This is a genomic window from Marinomonas sp. ATLA20 (genome assembly GCF_057180105.1).
This window is the reverse complement of sequence record NZ_JBXUKU010000005.1, coordinates 79,270-96,300: the sequence shown is the minus strand read 5'-3', so window position 1 is coordinate 96,300 and position 17,031 is coordinate 79,270. Positions and strand designations below refer to the sequence as shown.

Annotated in this window: 15 protein-coding genes; 5 read left to right on the top strand and 10 right to left on the bottom strand. The window is 45.1% G+C overall.

The features are described from left to right. The first annotated feature begins 2 nt into the window (after positions 1 to 2). The 3 genes from AC2A4J_RS10085 to AC2A4J_RS10075 are packed head-to-tail and all read left to right on the top strand — an operon-like array spanning position 3 to position 2,532. Positions 3 to 752, top strand: coding sequence for a metal ABC transporter ATP-binding protein (locus AC2A4J_RS10085; RefSeq protein ID WP_484175908.1), 750 nt, complete (start codon positions 3 to 5; stop codon positions 750 to 752). Then, positions 749 to 1,639, top strand: a complete 891-nt coding sequence (locus tag AC2A4J_RS10080; protein ID WP_484175907.1) for a metal ABC transporter permease — start codon at positions 749 to 751, stop codon at positions 1,637 to 1,639. Before AC2A4J_RS10085 ends, AC2A4J_RS10080 begins: the two co-directional genes overlap by 4 nt. Next, a complete protein-coding gene (locus AC2A4J_RS10075; RefSeq protein WP_484175906.1) occupies positions 1,636 to 2,532 on the top strand; it encodes a metal ABC transporter solute-binding protein, Zn/Mn family in 897 nt (298 codons plus the stop codon). The genes AC2A4J_RS10080 and AC2A4J_RS10075 overlap by 4 nt, the downstream gene beginning before the upstream one ends. A 112-nt stretch (positions 2,533 to 2,644) precedes the next feature. On the opposite strand, the gene AC2A4J_RS10070 is transcribed toward AC2A4J_RS10075, so the two are convergent. The 10 genes from AC2A4J_RS10070 to AC2A4J_RS10025 all read right to left on the bottom strand — a co-directional run bounded on the left by AC2A4J_RS10070 (position 2,645) and on the right by AC2A4J_RS10025 (position 14,906). Then, on the bottom strand, positions 2,645 to 3,868 hold the full coding sequence (locus AC2A4J_RS10070) for an ABC transporter substrate-binding protein (protein ID WP_484175905.1): 1,224 nt from the start codon (positions 3,866 to 3,868) through the stop codon (positions 2,645 to 2,647). Between the two features lie 115 nt (positions 3,869 to 3,983). Then, positions 3,984 to 5,954, bottom strand: a complete 1,971-nt coding sequence (locus AC2A4J_RS10065; protein WP_484175904.1) for a beta-galactosidase — start codon at positions 5,952 to 5,954, stop codon at positions 3,984 to 3,986. A gap of 3 nt (positions 5,955 to 5,957) precedes the next feature. Further along, complete coding sequence (locus AC2A4J_RS10060; RefSeq protein WP_484175903.1) at positions 5,958 to 6,836, bottom strand: SMP-30/gluconolactonase/LRE family protein; 879 nt, start codon at positions 6,834 to 6,836, stop codon at positions 5,958 to 5,960. 41 nt (positions 6,837 to 6,877) lie between these two features. After that, positions 6,878 to 7,513 carry a 2-dehydro-3-deoxy-6-phosphogalactonate aldolase gene (locus AC2A4J_RS10055; protein ID WP_484175902.1) on the bottom strand — a complete coding sequence of 212 codons (636 nt, stop codon included), beginning with the start codon at positions 7,511 to 7,513 and terminating at the stop codon, positions 6,878 to 6,880. A gap of 4 nt (positions 7,514 to 7,517) precedes the next feature. Further along, positions 7,518 to 8,504, bottom strand: coding sequence for a 2-dehydro-3-deoxygalactonokinase (locus AC2A4J_RS10050; RefSeq protein ID WP_484175901.1), 987 nt, complete (start codon positions 8,502 to 8,504; stop codon positions 7,518 to 7,520). After that, on the bottom strand, positions 8,504 to 9,277 hold the full coding sequence (locus AC2A4J_RS10045) for an SDR family NAD(P)-dependent oxidoreductase (RefSeq protein ID WP_255824911.1): 774 nt from the start codon (positions 9,275 to 9,277) through the stop codon (positions 8,504 to 8,506). The genes AC2A4J_RS10050 and AC2A4J_RS10045 overlap by 1 nt, the downstream gene beginning before the upstream one ends. Beyond that, entirely contained in the window at positions 9,277 to 11,013 is a 1,737-nt protein-coding gene (locus tag AC2A4J_RS10040; RefSeq protein ID WP_484175900.1) for an IlvD/Edd family dehydratase, read from the bottom strand. The genes AC2A4J_RS10045 and AC2A4J_RS10040 overlap by 1 nt, the downstream gene beginning before the upstream one ends. Then, positions 11,014 to 13,173, bottom strand: coding sequence for an alpha-galactosidase (locus AC2A4J_RS10035; RefSeq protein ID WP_484175899.1), 2,160 nt, complete (start codon positions 13,171 to 13,173; stop codon positions 11,014 to 11,016). It lies immediately after the preceding gene. A 6-nt stretch (positions 13,174 to 13,179) separates the two neighbouring features. Continuing rightward, entirely contained in the window at positions 13,180 to 14,031 is an 852-nt protein-coding gene (locus tag AC2A4J_RS10030) for a carbohydrate ABC transporter permease (RefSeq protein WP_484175898.1), read from the bottom strand. Further along, on the bottom strand, positions 14,031 to 14,906 hold the full coding sequence (locus tag AC2A4J_RS10025; RefSeq protein ID WP_484175897.1) for a carbohydrate ABC transporter permease: 876 nt from the start codon (positions 14,904 to 14,906) through the stop codon (positions 14,031 to 14,033). The genes AC2A4J_RS10030 and AC2A4J_RS10025 overlap by 1 nt, the downstream gene beginning before the upstream one ends. Positions 14,907 to 15,110: 204 nt before the next feature. Between AC2A4J_RS10025 and AC2A4J_RS10020 the strand changes: the two genes are divergently transcribed. Together AC2A4J_RS10020 and AC2A4J_RS10015 are read left to right on the top strand one after the other, a co-directional pair. Further along, positions 15,111 to 15,893, top strand: coding sequence for an IclR family transcriptional regulator (locus tag AC2A4J_RS10020; protein WP_484175896.1), 783 nt, complete (start codon positions 15,111 to 15,113; stop codon positions 15,891 to 15,893). 16 nt (positions 15,894 to 15,909) lie between these two features. Then, the gene (locus tag AC2A4J_RS10015) at positions 15,910 to 17,013 is read left to right on the top strand and encodes an ABC transporter ATP-binding protein (protein WP_255824917.1); all 1,104 of its coding nucleotides are present in this window, start codon (positions 15,910 to 15,912) and stop codon (positions 17,011 to 17,013) included. The last annotated feature ends 18 nt before the right edge of the window (positions 17,014 to 17,031 follow it).

Genomic DNA, 17,031 nt, shown 5'->3' with positions numbered 1-17,031 from the left:
CCATGAGCACATTAATTCTGGATGACGTGTGTATTTCCTATGGCAGAGTACATGCCGTTTGCCATTTAACGGGGCAATTTGAAACTGGCAGCCTAACCGCTATTGCAGGCGCCAATGGAGCTGGAAAATCCACCTTAGTGAAAGCCATCATGGGAGAGCTACCCTTAACCAATGGCAGCATCAATAGAGGAGAGTTTGCACCACAAGATATTGCCTACCTGCCGCAAACCGCCGAGATAGACCGCCACTTCCCCTTAAACCTTGAAGACTTAGTGAGCTTAGGTTCATGGCGAAAAAATGGTGCATTTCGAGGTTTATCAAACGCTTGTTTAGAAGAAGCAAAAGACGCCTTACGACAAGTAGGCTTGGCTGGTATGGAAAAGCGTCAAATAGGCTCTCTTTCCTCAGGACAATTCCAGCGCGCCTTATTCGCAAGACTGCTTTTACAAGATGCCCGAGTGGTCATTTTAGATGAACCTTTCAATGCGGTAGACGAGCAAACAACTAGCGATCTACTCACTTTAATTCTCCAGTGGAACAAAGAAGGTCGTACCGTTCTCGCCATTCTTCATGACTTAGAACAAATTGAACAACACTTTCCAAATACCTTATTACTGGCACGCGAAGCCGTTTATTGGGGAGACACTCAACAAGCCCTATCAGCACAAAACAAACAACGGGCAAAAAGCTTAATTCACTATTGGGACAACCCACACCGCCAAATTCCATCTCAACTTAAGGAGTCAGCATGACCCTTTACGAACTCGCCATTGCCCCTTTTAACGATTATGGCTTTATGCGCCGCGCTTTGATTGCATCCGTGGCACTGGGTTTAAGCTCTGGACCGATTGGCGTCTTGCTCATGTTACGACGCATGAGCCTGATTGGTGACGCGATGAGTCATGCAGTACTGCCCGGTGCCGCCATTGGATTTATGATCGCAGGAACGCTTTCTTTACCCATTATGGGCTTAGGCGCCTTGGTTGCAGGACTCACAGTGGCGATATTGTCTGGCATCGTCAGTCGCAACACCAACCTAAAAGAAGACGCTTCATTTGCCAGCTTCTACCTTGCTTCCTTAGCATTAGGCGTTTTACTGATTTCCATTAAAGGCTCCAACATTGATCTATTGCATGTACTGTTTGGCTCTATTTTGGCCATCGACGCCGAGGCGCTGTACCTCATCGGTGGCATCGCCAGCTTCTCATTAATTCTGCTGACCTTAATCTATCGCCCCTTAGTGGTCGAATGCTTTGATCCAAGATTTTTACGTTCCGTTGGCGGTAAAGGCGTCCTCTACCATGGGATTTTCTTACTGATGGTTGTGCTCAACTTAGTCGCGGGATTTCAAACCCTTGGCACCTTAATGGCCGTCGGCATGATGATGCTGCCTGCGGTTATCTCCCAACTATGGGCAAAAACCCTACCGAAAATGATCGTCATTGCCACCTTATCTGCAGCGACATCAGGCTATTTGGGTTTGATCATTTCCTTTCATCTTAATTTTGCTTCTGGACCAGCCATCATACTAACAGCAACAAGCCTTTACGTCTTGTCCTTGCTGTTCGCCCCTGCTGGTATTTTCTACAAGCATTTACGTCTAAAAACTCACTCAACTCCTATGGAGAATCAGCAATGAAAAAAATACCTTTCACGATAACATTACTGTCTGCTTTGACATTAGGGACGACACTGGCACATGCATCAGTTGAAAAGCCTGTTCCCGTTGTGGCTAGCTTTAGCATTCTTGCCGATGTGGTAAAACAAGTTGGCGGTAATCTTGTCGATGTCACTAGCCTAATACCTGCAAATGGCGACCCACATGAGTTCTCACCCTCTCCAAAAGATGCAAAAGCCATCAAAAACGCTTCTGCAACTTTTATTAGCGGCGAAGGCTTAGAATCTTGGTTTACTAAAATGGTCAAAGCGTCAGGTTCTAACAAGCCAGCGACGGTTGTATCGGAAGGAATCAACACGCATACCTTCGTAGAAGACGGGGAAGAAGTGACCGATCCGCACGTATGGAACAGCATTCCAAACGTTATTGTATGGGTAAACAATATCGAGAAAACACTAGAAAACATTGACCCAGAATATGCGACAACTTACCAAGCCAATGCTGAAAAATACACTCAGCAACTCACTCAATTAAATAAGAAAATCCACGCTGAAATTGACACCATTCCGGTTAGTAAACGCCAAGTATTAACCAGCCACGATGCCTTTGGTTATTATGCAAAAGAATACAAGGTTAAATTCCTAGCGCCGCTTGGCTTGTCGACTGAAACAGAAGCAACCGCCGCGGATGTCGCCAGCCTTATCGACCAGATCAAACAAGAACAGATCAAAACCTACTTCATTGAAAATTCAAATGATGCACGCCTAGTCAAACAAATTGCTAACGCAACAGGCGCAAAACCGGGTGGCGAGTTATATCCTGAATCACTTTCCGATGCCAATGGCCCTGCCACAAGCTACCTGCAACTGATGAATTACAATACTCAAAAAATTGTCTCTGCACTGAAACAATAATCTAAATTTCTAAACACTAAACGAGCAATAAAAAAGCCAGTTCAACTTATGCTGAACTGGCTGTTCTTTGCGTTAAAGATAGTTTTTACGCCTTTAAAAAATGATCAAATGCTTACTTAAAAACGCGTTTTCTAACGCCTTCCAATCGTTTCAAAATTGCATCAAGACGCTCAGGTTTTACCATGAACTCTTGGAACCCCTTCATGCCTTCCTGCGCCATACTTGGATCGGTATCACGGTCATAGAATTGAGCTGTTCCAGAAGCATTGTTTAACATTTTAACCCCTTTATTTAGGAAGAAGTCATCTGGAGCATGTGCTTTCTTATGTGGTGGAATTTGCAATAGAGCCGCATTAACCAAAGTTTGGTTATCAGGACGAGCCATGAACTCTAGAAATCTGCGCGCATCTTTCTTATTCGCTGCTTTTGCTGGAATATGAATAGTATCCATCGGCGCATCTTCTGCCATTCCCACTTTGCTATTTATTTGCGGGAACTGGAAGAAGCCCATTTTACGATCAAGCTCTTTAGGGAAGTTTGGCACAATAAAGTTACCAATTAGGTACATCGCTGCTTTACCGTTGTACATAAATGGCTGAGCTTCTTGCCACGAATAAGACGCATGATTCTCTAAGAAGTAGCCTTTATCAACCAATTCTTTCCAATGTTCAAAGGTTTTACGAACGCGAGGATCAGTATAAGGAATTTTGCCATCCATCAAATCAATGTGGAAATCCAAACCGTTAGTTCGCATATTCAAGTAATCAAACCAGCCAGCTGCAGTCCAAAGGTATTTGGTACCAATGGCGATCGGAGCAATATCATTGGCTTTTAGCTTTGCGTTTATCGCTAAAAATTCATCCCAAGTTTTAGGCTCTGAAAGCCCTAACTTATCAAAAATATCTTTGCGGTAATAAATACCCCATTGATAATAAGTATAAGGCACGCCCCATTGTTTGCCTTTAATCGTCATCGCTGGTGCAGCGGATGGCATATTGGCTTTAAGGTCTTGTTTCTTCCAAATGTCGCTCACGTCTTCAAATAAGCCGCGATCAACAAAGGCTTTCATTCTGTTACCCGCGTACCAGAAAACAATGTCAGGGGGTGATGTAGACAGCCAATTACGAATGGCGGTTTTATAACCTTCTTTGTCATACAAATTGTACTTTACTGTCACGTCAGGGTTTTCACTCTCAAACTTCTGCACGATTTCAGTAAACGCTTTCTTTGGAGCTGGGTCGGCCTGATCGGAATTGATCACCAAGGTGCCGGCGTTAGCAATAGAGACGGCACCCAGCGCCATTGCCCCTACCAATAAGGATTGAATTTTTTTCATTTAACTAAGCCCTCTTTTTCTTTTTATTAATTGGAACCGAGTTTCAGTATTGATCAATAAAGGTAAAAAATCAACAAACGAAACCAAGTTCCACTTTATTATTTGCTGATTTTATTTACTTTTTCTTCCAGATCGCCACATCAGCGGCTTCTAAAGTTTTATTGCCCAAAATCAACTCCGCATTTTCAGGCTCAAACACCACCGAGTGTGAAGCATAATTAAAGACAAATACCACATTACCACGCTCACGAACTCGTACACCTTCTGGCAAATAACAAGTCGATAAAGACGCAATATCAGCTAGCTTCGCCAAGCTTGTTTTTAACAAGTTATTATCTACGCAAGACCCCAGATAAAAGTGTCGACCAGCCCCCATCAACACAGGGTTACCACCATTGTCTTTTAACAAACAAGGCAGTGCCGTTTTAATTTGTTCATGCCAATGCTTCAAGTTGCCGGCCCCCCAGCGCCCAGAAACGGCTGGCTGAGTATGTTCAGGCAAAGCATCGACACGTTCTACGGTTAGTGGCAATAAACTCGCCAACGGGCCCGGTGCAAGATTTTCAGGTATTTGATAACTGTCTGTTTTGCTGCCGGTTCTAGGACCTGCTAATAACACACCCTGATAAGCATTGAGCCTCTCTTGCAACGACGCCGTGATATGCGCTTGCGCTGGAAGCACTAGAAGCTGGTAAGCATCCAATGGTGCATCACTTGGAATAATATCAACTGAAAGACCTATTTCACGCAGAGCTTCATAAACACGATAGCACCAAAATAAATAACGATAAGCTCGGGATTGAGGCTGAATATCCAATGACCAACAGGCGTCGTAATCAAACATCAAAGCGACTTTTCCTGCACTAGGTAAAGACATTAATTCTTCTGCATCCAAGCCAAGAGATTGAGCTAATTCTTTAACTTCAGCCGCGACTAAGGTTGCCTCTTTTGCCGCTTCGGCTTCTTGTGCATCCGGACGTAGCAAGCCCGCGTGCATTTGCTCTTGACCGAATGGTGCTTGACGCCAGCGGAAGTACGACACCAATTCTGCGCCATGAGAAAACGCCTCCCATGTCCATAAGCGCACAGCGCCATAGGCAGGCGTTGGGTTATGTGGTGCCCAGTTCACCGGACCTGGCTGTTGCTCCATGATCCATAAACGGCCCTTGCCGCAACCACGGTATAAATCATGGTGAAAAGCACCAAAATCAGGATGACCAACACGTAGATACTTGTGTTTTTCTTCTTGGGTATAAATGGCCTCTTGATCCAAAAAGCCTAATGGATAGGTATCCCAACTTGCCACATCAAGGTCTTGACCGACCTTATGATGATCAAACGCCGTAAAAAAGCCCATGTAGTTATGCACTAAATCACGACCCGCGGAATACTCGCGCAAAATATCAACTTGTAGCTTATTGAAGGCAACCACTTGATCTGAGCAGCAACGCTGAAAATCCAAACGATGAGATGGATTGGCTTCGGTTACTGTAAGATTTGGCAATTCAATTTCATCGAAAGAGCGATAATCCATGCTCCAAAATACGTTACCCCATGCTTTATTTAACACGTCAATCGTGCCGTATTTTTCTGCTAACCAAATACGAAAAGCCGCAAGATCGGCTTCGGCATAACTTAGAATCGTGTCATGACAGCCGAACTCGTTATCAGTTTGCCAAGAAGCCACCGCTGGATGCTGACCATAACGTTCCGCCATCATAGTAACCATGCGTCGGCATTCTTCACGATATTCAAGACTGGCAAAAGTGTAATGACGGCGCGAACCAAAATGACGTACTCGTCCTTGCTCATCTTTAGCCAACATAGAAGGATAACGATCCACCAACCACTTTGGCGGCGTTGCAGTTGGCGTTCCTAAAATCACTTTCAACCCATGAGAATGCAGAATATATAAGGATTCATCCAACCATTCCCAATGCAATTCGCCCGGAGTGGGTTCAATTGTACTCCAGCTAAATTCTCCAATTCGCACGTATTCAATACCAATACGCTGCATATGCTGAGCATCTTCAATCCAACGGCTTTTTGGCCAATGCTCAGGATAATAACAAACACCTAATTTCATATTCTACGCTCCAGCAAATGACTGACTTGGCTTACCAGTAACATCTAGATCCATTGTATTTTTCAAATCAATGGCGATGACATGACCTGAAAGCGGCTGTGTGGCCAACTGTTCATCAGTTGTTGCCACGCTTGCTGATGTAATAAACAAGGTATTGCCATTAGGACCACCGAACACACAGCTTGTTGGCTTGGAGAAAGGTAATTCTATCGTCTGCAGTACTTCGCCATCTGGGTTGTAACGCACAACACGGCCACCGTCCCAATTGGCATTCCAAATACAGCCTTCTGAATCAATACAAGAGCCATCCGCCCCAATGCCTTCTTTCACTTCAAAAAAGGGTTTTTGGCTGCGCAGGTCATAAAACTCTGGATAAGGAAAAGCGTGAACTTTACGAGTCATAGAGTCGCCAAAATAAAAACGTCCGCGGGACTCATCCCATGCCAAGGTATTGGCAATACCAACCCCCTCAAGCATCAGCGTCTTTTTGCCTTCTGCGGTGATTTTCCACAAACGACCCGATGCGTTTTCTTCAGCATCGTCCATGGTACCAAGCCACAGCACACCATTTGGATCACATTTAGCATCGTTACTGCGATTGCCAGCAATATCGGTATCCAAATCACACAAATACTCTAATTCACCGGTCGCTTTATCCAAATAGGCAACAGAATCCGCCAGAGCAACCAACAATCGATCACTTTGTGTCGTAAAAACGGCGGATACTTTTTTCGGCAAAGTCCAATGTTGGTATTCATTAGACTCTTGATGCCAGCGCCATACTTGGCAGGCGGGAATATCAACCCAATACAAAGCCTGTTCTGACTGACTCCAAAATGGTCCTTCAGCTAATTGATGACGCTGCGTACTAATTTGCTTCATTGTTTTTATTCTCCAACTTGTCTTGTCTGCTTTAAAGAAAGCTATTGCTGATAGGTCTTCCAAGCCGTCATAAAGGCTTCTGCATTGTCTTTTGTGATCTCGACCGATTGACCTTTTTTATACAAAGCCGAACCTAGACCAAAACCACGAGCACCAACATTCAAATAGTCAGCAACATTCGTCGGTGTGACACCGCCCACCGGACACAACCAAGTCTCGGCAGGAATCACCGCGCCCAAGGCTTTCACTACATTGATTGTAGGCAAGGCTTCCGCAGGGAAAAGCTTCACCGCATCAGCGCCAGCATGCAGTGCCGCAAAAGCCTCACTTGCTGTAAAAAAGCCTGGCATAGCGTATAAACCGGCGACTTTCGCGGATTTAATCAATTCAACATCGGTATGCGGACAAACCATTAATTTTGCCCCCGTATCGACCAGCTCAGTCAATTGTGACATGGTCAAAACTGTTCCCGCACCAATCAACACCTGATCACCAAATTTTTCTTGCAATGTATGAATACTGGTAAAAGCATCAGGGGAATTGAGCGGCACTTCGATCAGGCGAAAACCAGCGTCAATCAAAACTTGAGCATGTTCAACCACTTCGTCTGGCGTTATGCCACGAAGAATCGCGACCATGGGGAACTCGTGCATCAATGCATCAAAAGAATGTTTCATATCATTACGCTCCTGTTGTCGGATTATGTTCCGACCTAGCCTGACGATTCGCCAAGCGTTTTAAACCTCGAATACTGGCTTCATTAGCCGCTAAAAATTCAGAGGTGAGATTTATCAGGGACAAAGCCAAGGCATAACGTGCGCTTAGCCCATGACTGCCAATAATCAACACAGGGCTCGTTGGCATAGTCAATGCCGATAAAATATCGTTCACATCATGACCAACCACCACACCAGACAAATAATCTCGCACTTCGTCAGCGGCTAACTCGCCACAGACAAAACGACTACGTGCACTAAACAAATGATGCAAAATACCGCCTGTTTGTTGGCTCGCCAAGACGCCTTTTTTAAAGGCCTCTTCATTTAGCTGATCGGATTTAGGTAAGCCTTTTACCAAACTGGATTCATCGTTCAAACGCGCAAACAGCTCCCCCGTAATAGACGTAGAAAAATGCGTTACTTTACCTTCGGTGATTTGTGCCCACTTACAATGCGTACCCGGCAAGCAAAACACGGGAGATTCATCGGTACGCCCTTGCTCTTCTAGCCAATCAAGCGCACCCAGTAATTGTGTTTCTTCTCCGCGCATTACATCAGTAAGCCCAGAAACACCTTCACCACGTAAACCTGGCACAATGGCTACTTTGTTTGGCAAAGATGTCGTCAACCAAAAAAGATGTTCAGATAAATCGTCTAACTTGATAGGACAGTGTTGATAAGGTACTTCTTGCCAACCACCGCGACTTCCCACCATGCCTGCCATATAAATCGGCAAATCAGGCGTTAGCCAATCCCCCAGCAAATCAGATAAGACGCTTTCAAATTCAGCTGCACCAAGCTTTAACATGCCTCGATCACTGTCGCGTTGAGCTTGAATATGACCGTCCTGATTCATCAAAAAGGCGCGTAAATTGGTAGTTCCCCAATCAATAGCAATAAAGCTCGCTTGGCCACCAGCAGGTTGTGAAACAGGATTTAATGAGGTCATTACAAGCGCCCTCCGTCCACAACCAAGCTTTGCCCAGAAATCATACGACTGTCATCAGCGCTTAAAAACAGCACCAAATCCGCCACATCTTCTGGCTCAATTTTTTCTTTCAGGGCTTGCTGAGTCATTAATTCAGCTTCTGCTTCTGGCGTTAACCACAAACGTTTTTGTTTTTCCGTCATCACCCAACCGGGTAATACAGTATTAACACGAATTTTTTGTCCACCAAGCTCACGTGCCAAGCCTTTTGTTAAGCCTGAAATTCCCGCTTTTGCCGTTACATAACCCGGATAACCGGCAAGCCCCAACATCCATGAGTTGGAACTCATATTAATAATGCTTCCGCCACCCGCTGCGGCCATCGCGGGTGCGACGGTTTGAGCGGCAAAGAAATGATGTTTTAAATTGACCGACATGCATTGATCAAACGCCTCTGACGTCATATCTTGTAACGTATGGCGATGATCGTTGGCCGCGTTATTCACCAGAATACGAATCGCGCCCCATTCGGCCATGCGCTCAGTAATAACTTTTTGAAGCATGTCTATTTCGGTTAAATCAACTAAATTAAAGTGCGCTTTCAAGCCTTGCTCGTTTAACGCCTTTGCAAGTGCATCTCCGGCCGCTTGATCGATATCGAAAAAACTAACCAAACAACCTTGCTGAGCCAAGGCTCGTACCAAGGCTTCACCAATTCCAGATGCACCACCACTCACCAGAGCATGACGTCCATTTAAACTAGAAAAGACAGTTTTATTTTTATTATTTGTCATTAATGAGACTCCCTACTCACTTTTGATCCACTGTTACCAACAAGGAAATCCAAGTCAGCCCCTTGATCTGCTTGCATTACATGATCAATATATAACTTGGCATAACCACGATGATAATCACTTTCTTCTGGCTGCCATGCGGCTTTACGAGTTGCCATTTCTTCATCAGAAATATGCAAATGCAAACCACGCCCTTCTACATCAAGGGTGATTTCATCACCATTTTGCACTAAGGCTAACGGCCCTCCGACTGTCGATTCTGGCGCCACATGCAATACAACCGTACCAAATGCCGTACCGCTCATGCGTGCATCACTAATGCGAACCATGTCGGTAATGCCTTGCTCTAATAACTTACTTGGCAACGCCATGTTGCCGACTTCTGGCATGCCTGGATAACCTTTTGGACCGCAGCCTTTCAGTACCAAAATAGAGTCTTTGTCTACTTCAAGTTCCGGCGTATCAATACGAGCTTTGTAGTCTTCAATGTTTTCAAACACCACAGCTTTACCTGTGTGTTGCAGCAACGCCGGTGTGGCCGCGCTTGGTTTAATAATCGCACCTAGTGGCGACAAATTACCGCGTAACACAGCAATGCCCGCTTTCGCACGCAAAGGTTTATCAATAGGACGTATAACCTCTTCATTGAAACACTCAGCGCCTTCGGTAATCTCACCCAAGCTTGCACCACAAACCGTATTGGCAGTCATATCAAAGAGATGACTCAAACGCTGAATTAACGCTGGGAAACCGCCCGCGTAATGGAAGTCTTCCATCAAGAATCGACCGGAAGGCATCAAGTCGACAAGACAAGGAATTTCCGCACCAATGCGGTCCCAATCCTCTAGGGTTAAATCCACACCCACTCGACCCGCAATTGCCAATAAATGCACGACCGCATTGGTTGATCCACCAATGGCGGCATTGGCACGAATGGCATTTTCAAAAGCTGTCTTGGTCAAAATATCAGACGGTTTTAGATCTTCTTTCACCATCTCAACAATACGAGCGCCCGTCATATGAGCCAACGCCTGACGTCGAGCATCGACCGCTGGCAAGGTGCCGTTTTCTGGTAAAGACATACCCAAAGCTTCCACCAAACAAGACATGGTCGATGCTGTGCCCATGGTCATACAAGTTCCACGGGAACGAGACATACCAGACTCTGCACGCATAAAAGCATCAAGGCTCATTTTACCGCCGCGTACCGCTTCACTAAATTTCCAAACGTCTGTACCTGAACCTATATCTTTACCGCGATATTTACCGTTTAGCATTGGACCAGATGACACAACAATCGTCGGTAAATCCACCGAACACGCGCCCATCAATTGGGCTGGCGTGGTTTTGTCACAACCGCCCAATAACACAACACCGTCCATTCCGTAAGCACGCATGGATTCTTCTACATCCATGCTCATCAAATTACGAAATAACATGGCCGTCGGCTTCATTTGGGTTTCACCCAACGACATCACTGGAAACTCTAGTGGCACACCACCCGCTTCCCAAACGCCGCGTTTTACGTATTCGGCTAATTCACGAAGATGCGAATTACAAGGAGTTAATTCGCTCCATGAGTTACAAATACCAATAATTGGTCGGCCATCAAAGCTGTGATCTGGCAAACCTTGGTTTTTCATCCAGCTACGGTGAATAAAGCCGTCTTTGTCTAATTTGCCGTACCATTGCTGACTGCGTAATGGTTTTTTATCTTTGTTATTTTTGTCACTCATTCAATAATTCTCCGTTTCAGGTACGGCTTTAATTGCTATCAACACTAGAGATTCAGGGTCAAAAATAGGCAATGTCAGCCCAATTTGACTCAAGCTCGCACCGTTTAATATAAGGTCTTTTTTCCACCACACAGGTAAGGCTTTCATAAGATGTCCAGGCAGTGGGCTGTGTTCCAGAACGTTTATTTGATAGAGCTGATCTGGCAATAAGTTTGGTAAACGAATCGGCAAGGTTTGAGCTTGCTTGGGCATTGCTAATTGACTGTAAATCGCCAACCCTTGCATTTGGTCTTGGCTCAATGCCCATTGGGTTTGCGCTCGTTCATCGGCACTTGGCAAGCGCCAGTTATTACCTTCATGCAAAACGCTTCGATACTGTTTGTAATGAGAAAGCCAATTAGCAATGGTGGCTTTCTGCTCTGCATTGGCGTCCAACAAGTTCCATTCAATACCTAAATGCCCAAGCATGGCGGTTCCCGCGCGGAACGCCACATCATGAATACGGCTCGTGGTATGGCTTTTATCTGGGCCAATGTGAGAACCCATCACTTCAGGCGGCAAGAAATAGCTAAAACCACGCTGAATAGCTTGTCGCTCTAAAGCATCGTTACAATCAGATGCCCAAAAACGCTTAGTAAAATTCAAGATACCGAAGTCCACGCGCGCACCGCCAGAAGAACAGCTTTCGATCTCCATAGCTGGAAATACTTGATTGAGCTCGCTCAATAATCGGTACAAAGCGTCTACTTGGGCGTGGGCTTGTGGCGCAATATCACCACTTGGCTGAGTGTAATCTCGGTTCATATCCCATTTCACATAATCAATAGGATATTCGGTAAACAGAGCAAACAAACGCTCGCGGATGTATTGGTAAGCTTCTGGCTTAGCCAAGTTCAACACTAACTGATTGCGCGCCAAAGCAGGCTCGTACTGGGGTAATTGCAATGCCCAATCAGGGTGAGCGCGAAATAAATCAGAATCTGGGTTGACCATTTCAGGCTCAAACCACAAACCAAACTCCATGCCTAAATCGTCTTTCACATAACGGATTAATGGCATTAAACCATCAGGGTATTTGCTTTCATCAACGAACCAGTCACCCAGCGCGGCTTTATCATTATCACGACCCCGGAACCAACCATCATCGAGGATATAACGTTCAACGCCCACATCGGCGGCGGCTTTCGCCAGCGCCTTGAGTTTGGTCATATCATGATCAAAATAAAACGCCTCCCATGTATTGAGATGCACAGGACGCGGCTTGGTTAATCTCAAGCGGTGACGCGCTTCTTGGTGAAATTGTTGGCTCATGGCGTTCAAACCAGAAACACTGTGTGCAGCTAAAAATTCTGGTGTTGTGATGGATTCATTAGCAGCCAAGATGATTTCACCCGGCAAATACAAGACTTCAGCTTGTAAATAACGGTGACCTTCCGCTGTGTAATCGGCTTTTAATCTGTGATTACCGCTCCACGCCAAATGCGCACCGACCAGCTCACCTTGCTGCTCACCAAAACCCTGTTCGCCAACAATCACTGCAGGAAAGTTCGCCTGAGAATTGCGACCATTGCGATTTTCTTGCAACCAAGTGGCTTGCCAATCACTGCGCTCTTGCTGAAACTCTTGACACCAGCGACCATAAAATCCCATTCGTTCAGTAAACTGTGTAACAACGGGCAAGGTGCAAGCCAAACGCTGTACGGTCACATTCGATTCACCTTGATTAGTCAATGTTAACTGCTGGCGTAATACACCAGACGACAACAAACCAATTTCCAGCGTAACCGATAATTGTGCAACCTTGTCTTCCAAACGAATCACACAGTCATTTTGTCGCTCGTCCACTGCAACCAAAGTCCAACATGTCGCCCATGCGGGACGATCTTCAGCACTGGCCTCCACCGCTGGCGTTTGTAACCACCCGCGACCCGCTTCCGGTATGAGCGACATTGGCGTTGGCTTATCCATCATGCCTTGCGGTATCGCCGCTTGCTGGGACAAATACACACTGACTAAATCTGTCGCTTCGGGCAAAGCATCGCCAAAATACAACAATTCTGGAGCACCTTGCGCTGGGCAAGCCATCACCAAGGTTTTACCTTGCTGTTGATTTCCTGATACGTCTTGGCGATAAAAGGACACTTTCTTCATTTCTGACATAATCCATTACCCTTTTGTAGCGCCCAAAGTTAAGCCTGCAATAAAGTGCTTCTGCATAGCGAAAAACAAAATGACAGGAGGTAATGCGGCAATGACGGAACCTGCAGCAATTAACTGCCAAGATGCCATCCACTGACCTTTCAATGCACTAATACCAGCCGTAATCGGACGCACTTCATCACTTTGTACCAATACCAAAGCCCAGAAATAGTCATTCCAAATGAAGGTAAAAACCAGCACGGACAAAGCAGCCAATGCAGGACGCACCAAAGGCAACACCACATGCCAGAAGATTTGCCATTCGCTCACCCCTTCAACACGCGCCGCTTCAATTAATTCATCGGGTAAACCGACGATAAAGTTACGCATAAACAAAGTACAAAAGCCGGTCTGAAAAGCGATATGGAAAAGGATCAACCCCGATGCTGTATCATACAATCCCATGCTAATAGTTAAATCGCGCACTGGAATCATGAGGATTTGAAACGGTACGAAGTTACCTGCAATAAACGCCGCAAAAAGCGCCACATTGCCACGAAACTTGTATTTTGCTAAGGCATAACCCGCCAGCGTAGACAGGGCAACAGCACCAAATACCGCAGGTAAAGTAATAATCAGTGAATTAATTAAATACCGCAGCATGGGCGTTTGAGTAAACACCATGGTGTAGTTTTCAAAAAGCATCCACTCACTTGGAATGCCCCAATAGTTACCGCTATTAATATCTGCCATGGAGCGAGCCGATGTCATCATAACGGCGATTAGAGGCAACAGCCAAAGCAACAAAGCAATCCAAACCGCAACGCGATAGCTTAAATTAAAAGGTAACGATCTTTTTTCTATAGGAGTTGGAAACATTAGGCTTTCTCACTCTTCAGCATACGCCACAAGAAGTAGGCGATATAAATATCCATAATCAAGAACAACACAGTTGCAATCGCCGCACCGTAACCAGCACGGTAGTTAAAGATAGATTGCTCGTACATGAAGTAAGCCAGTACGCTCGATGAACCAAATGGGCCACCACTGGTCATGGTTGCAATAAGATCGAAACTACGTAATGCACCAATCACAGTCACCACTACAGCGATAAAAGTAGCGGGACGTAATTGCGGCAAGATTACGTGACGCAACATTTTCCAGCCGTGAGCACCATCTAAACGCGCCGCCTCTATTTGATCTGGATTAAGATTATTTAAGCCTGTGAGATACAAGATCATGCAGTAAGCAATTTGCGGCCAAAGTCCAGCAACGATAATACCGAAAGTCACCCAGTTCTCATCAGATAAGATAGCAACGGGCTCTAAGCCAAATAAGCCAATCGCCTTGTTAAACAGACCGAATGAAGGGTCGTAAAACCAAGAGAAGACTAAACCGACAACCACCTGAGAAATAACAAAAGGAAAGAAAAACATAGACTTAACTAAACGTATGCCCATGATTTTTTGATTAAGAAATAACGCAATCCCCAAACCGATTGGCGGGGCTAGCATGAAGAAAACCATCCAATATAGGTTGTTTTTTAACGCCACCCAGAACTGATAATCATCAAACAGTTCTAAATAATTACTAAAGCCTACGAAGGTCTTTTCACCAATTCCATCCCATTCATAAAAACTCAACCAGATACTCTGCAGAATAGGAAAGATAACGTAGACCACAAACAAAATGACTGCTGGCGCTAAGAATAAAACCGGCATCCATTGCTGTTGCTTGCTATGCAACTTTTGCATGGCGCACATACCTCTTATTTTTATTAGTTTATAAATTGTCCCACTTGCTACCCGTTTTCAATCAACGAATAACTTGCCTAACAAAATAATGGAATAAAGTTCCATTTTTTGCAATACTGAATTTAGAACATTTTTTCATGTCTCTTTTTTGAGACCAAATTGACCTTAAAAAATTATAAAAACAGAGATTAAGGAAACCTAACCATGTCGGAGCAAGACACTAAGAGCGGAGGCTCATCGTTAGATAAAGCGCTTAGCTTACTGCAGGAAGTCTGTATGACACCTGTACCACTTCGCTTTGCCGAACTGGTTGAAAAAACGGATTTACCAAAAGCCACCGCGCATCGCACCTTAACGTCATTAACTGACAAAGGCTTAATTCGCTTTGACGACGTAACCCAGCTTTATCATCCTGGTTATGGATTACTAGAATTAGCACACCAAGCGTGGTCAAAAATTGATGTGCGCGATATCGCTGCAGACCAGATGAAACACATTTGGGATGAAACGGGCGAGACCATTCACCTTGCGGTTTTAGACCGTGGCGACGTCATTTATATAGACAAACTGGAAAGCCAGAAAAGTTTGCGTTTATTTTCAGCCGTCGGCAAAAAAGGCCCAGCCTATTGCACCGGTGTAGGTAAAGCCATGATGGCCTTTCTCAGTGAAGATCAATTGGCTGCCGCCATCAAAGAACAAAGCTTTATTAAGCACACAGATTCCACGTTAATTAACGAAGACATGTTAAGAGAAGATCTTCGCAAGATTCGTGAAAGCAAAATTTCCTTGGATTTAGAAGAGCATGAAGAAGGCATTCAATGTGCCGCTTCGGTGATTTTAAACCATAGAAACGAACCCATTGCCGCGCTCAGTATTACCGCACCCAAATTTCGTGTAGACGATGCGCGTTTCCAACACTTTCAAACATTGGTCAAAGACGCCTGTAAGAAAGTATCCACCCGAATGGGGGCTATGGCCTCTAACTAGCATAGGAAAGTCCATTATGGCGACGATAAAACTAACAAACGTCATCAAACGGTTTCACGACATTGAAACTATTCATGGCGTCAATTTAGATCTAGAAGACGGTGAATTTGTGGTCTTTGTAGGTCCATCTGGTTGTGGTAAGTCCACACTATTGCGCTTAATCGCGGGACTAGAAGACATTACCGATGGCAAACTAGAGATCAACGGCACCAATATGAATAACGTGGCGCCAGCCGACCGCGGTGTTGCCATGGTATTCCAATCCTATGCCTTATATCCGCACATGACAGTAGAAGAAAACATGAGCTTTGGCTTACGTATGAATGGCGTAGCACCCGAAAAAATCAAAGCGCAAGTCAGTAATGCCGCCAACATTCTTCAACTCAACGAACTACTGGATCGCAAACCTAAACAACTTTCCGGTGGTCAACGCCAGCGTGTGGCTATTGGTCGTGCCATTGTTCGTCAACCAGAAGTATTCCTATTTGATGAGCCACTTTCTAATCTAGACGCAGAACTACGTGTCGACATGCGCATTCAGATTGCCCAATTACACAATCGTCTTCAAGCGACCATGATTTATGTAACACACGATCAGGTCGAAGCCATGACATTGGCGGATAAAATCGTCGTGTTGCGCGCAGGCAACGTAGAGCAAGTTGGCTCACCGCTTGAACTTTACCACAACCCTGCCAATGAATTTGTCGCCGGTTTTATCGGTTCGCCAAGAATGAACTTCCTCGAAGGCAAAGTGGTGAGCATTGACAATAAAGATGTCGCAGTCATTGATCTAGCAGGTCAGAAAATAGAGCTTGAAGTCGATGGCACCAAGATTTCTGTCAACGAAACCGTCAAGCTTGGCATCCGCCCAGAACATGTCAAAGAAAACACCCAAGACGCCGATATTACTATTAGTCTAGACATTGATGTGGCAGAACATCTTGGCGGCTTAACCTATCTTTACGGCCAATTTGAAGGCAGCAAACTTACCATTGAAGTGAGCGGCTCTAACCTTACCCGCAATGGCGAGAAAGTCACCGTAGGTATCAAAAAAGAAGACTGTTATTTATTTAACCGTGATGGTGACGCACTGGTTGATCGCCCTGTACCAGCTAGATAGCGTCTGTATTACAGACAA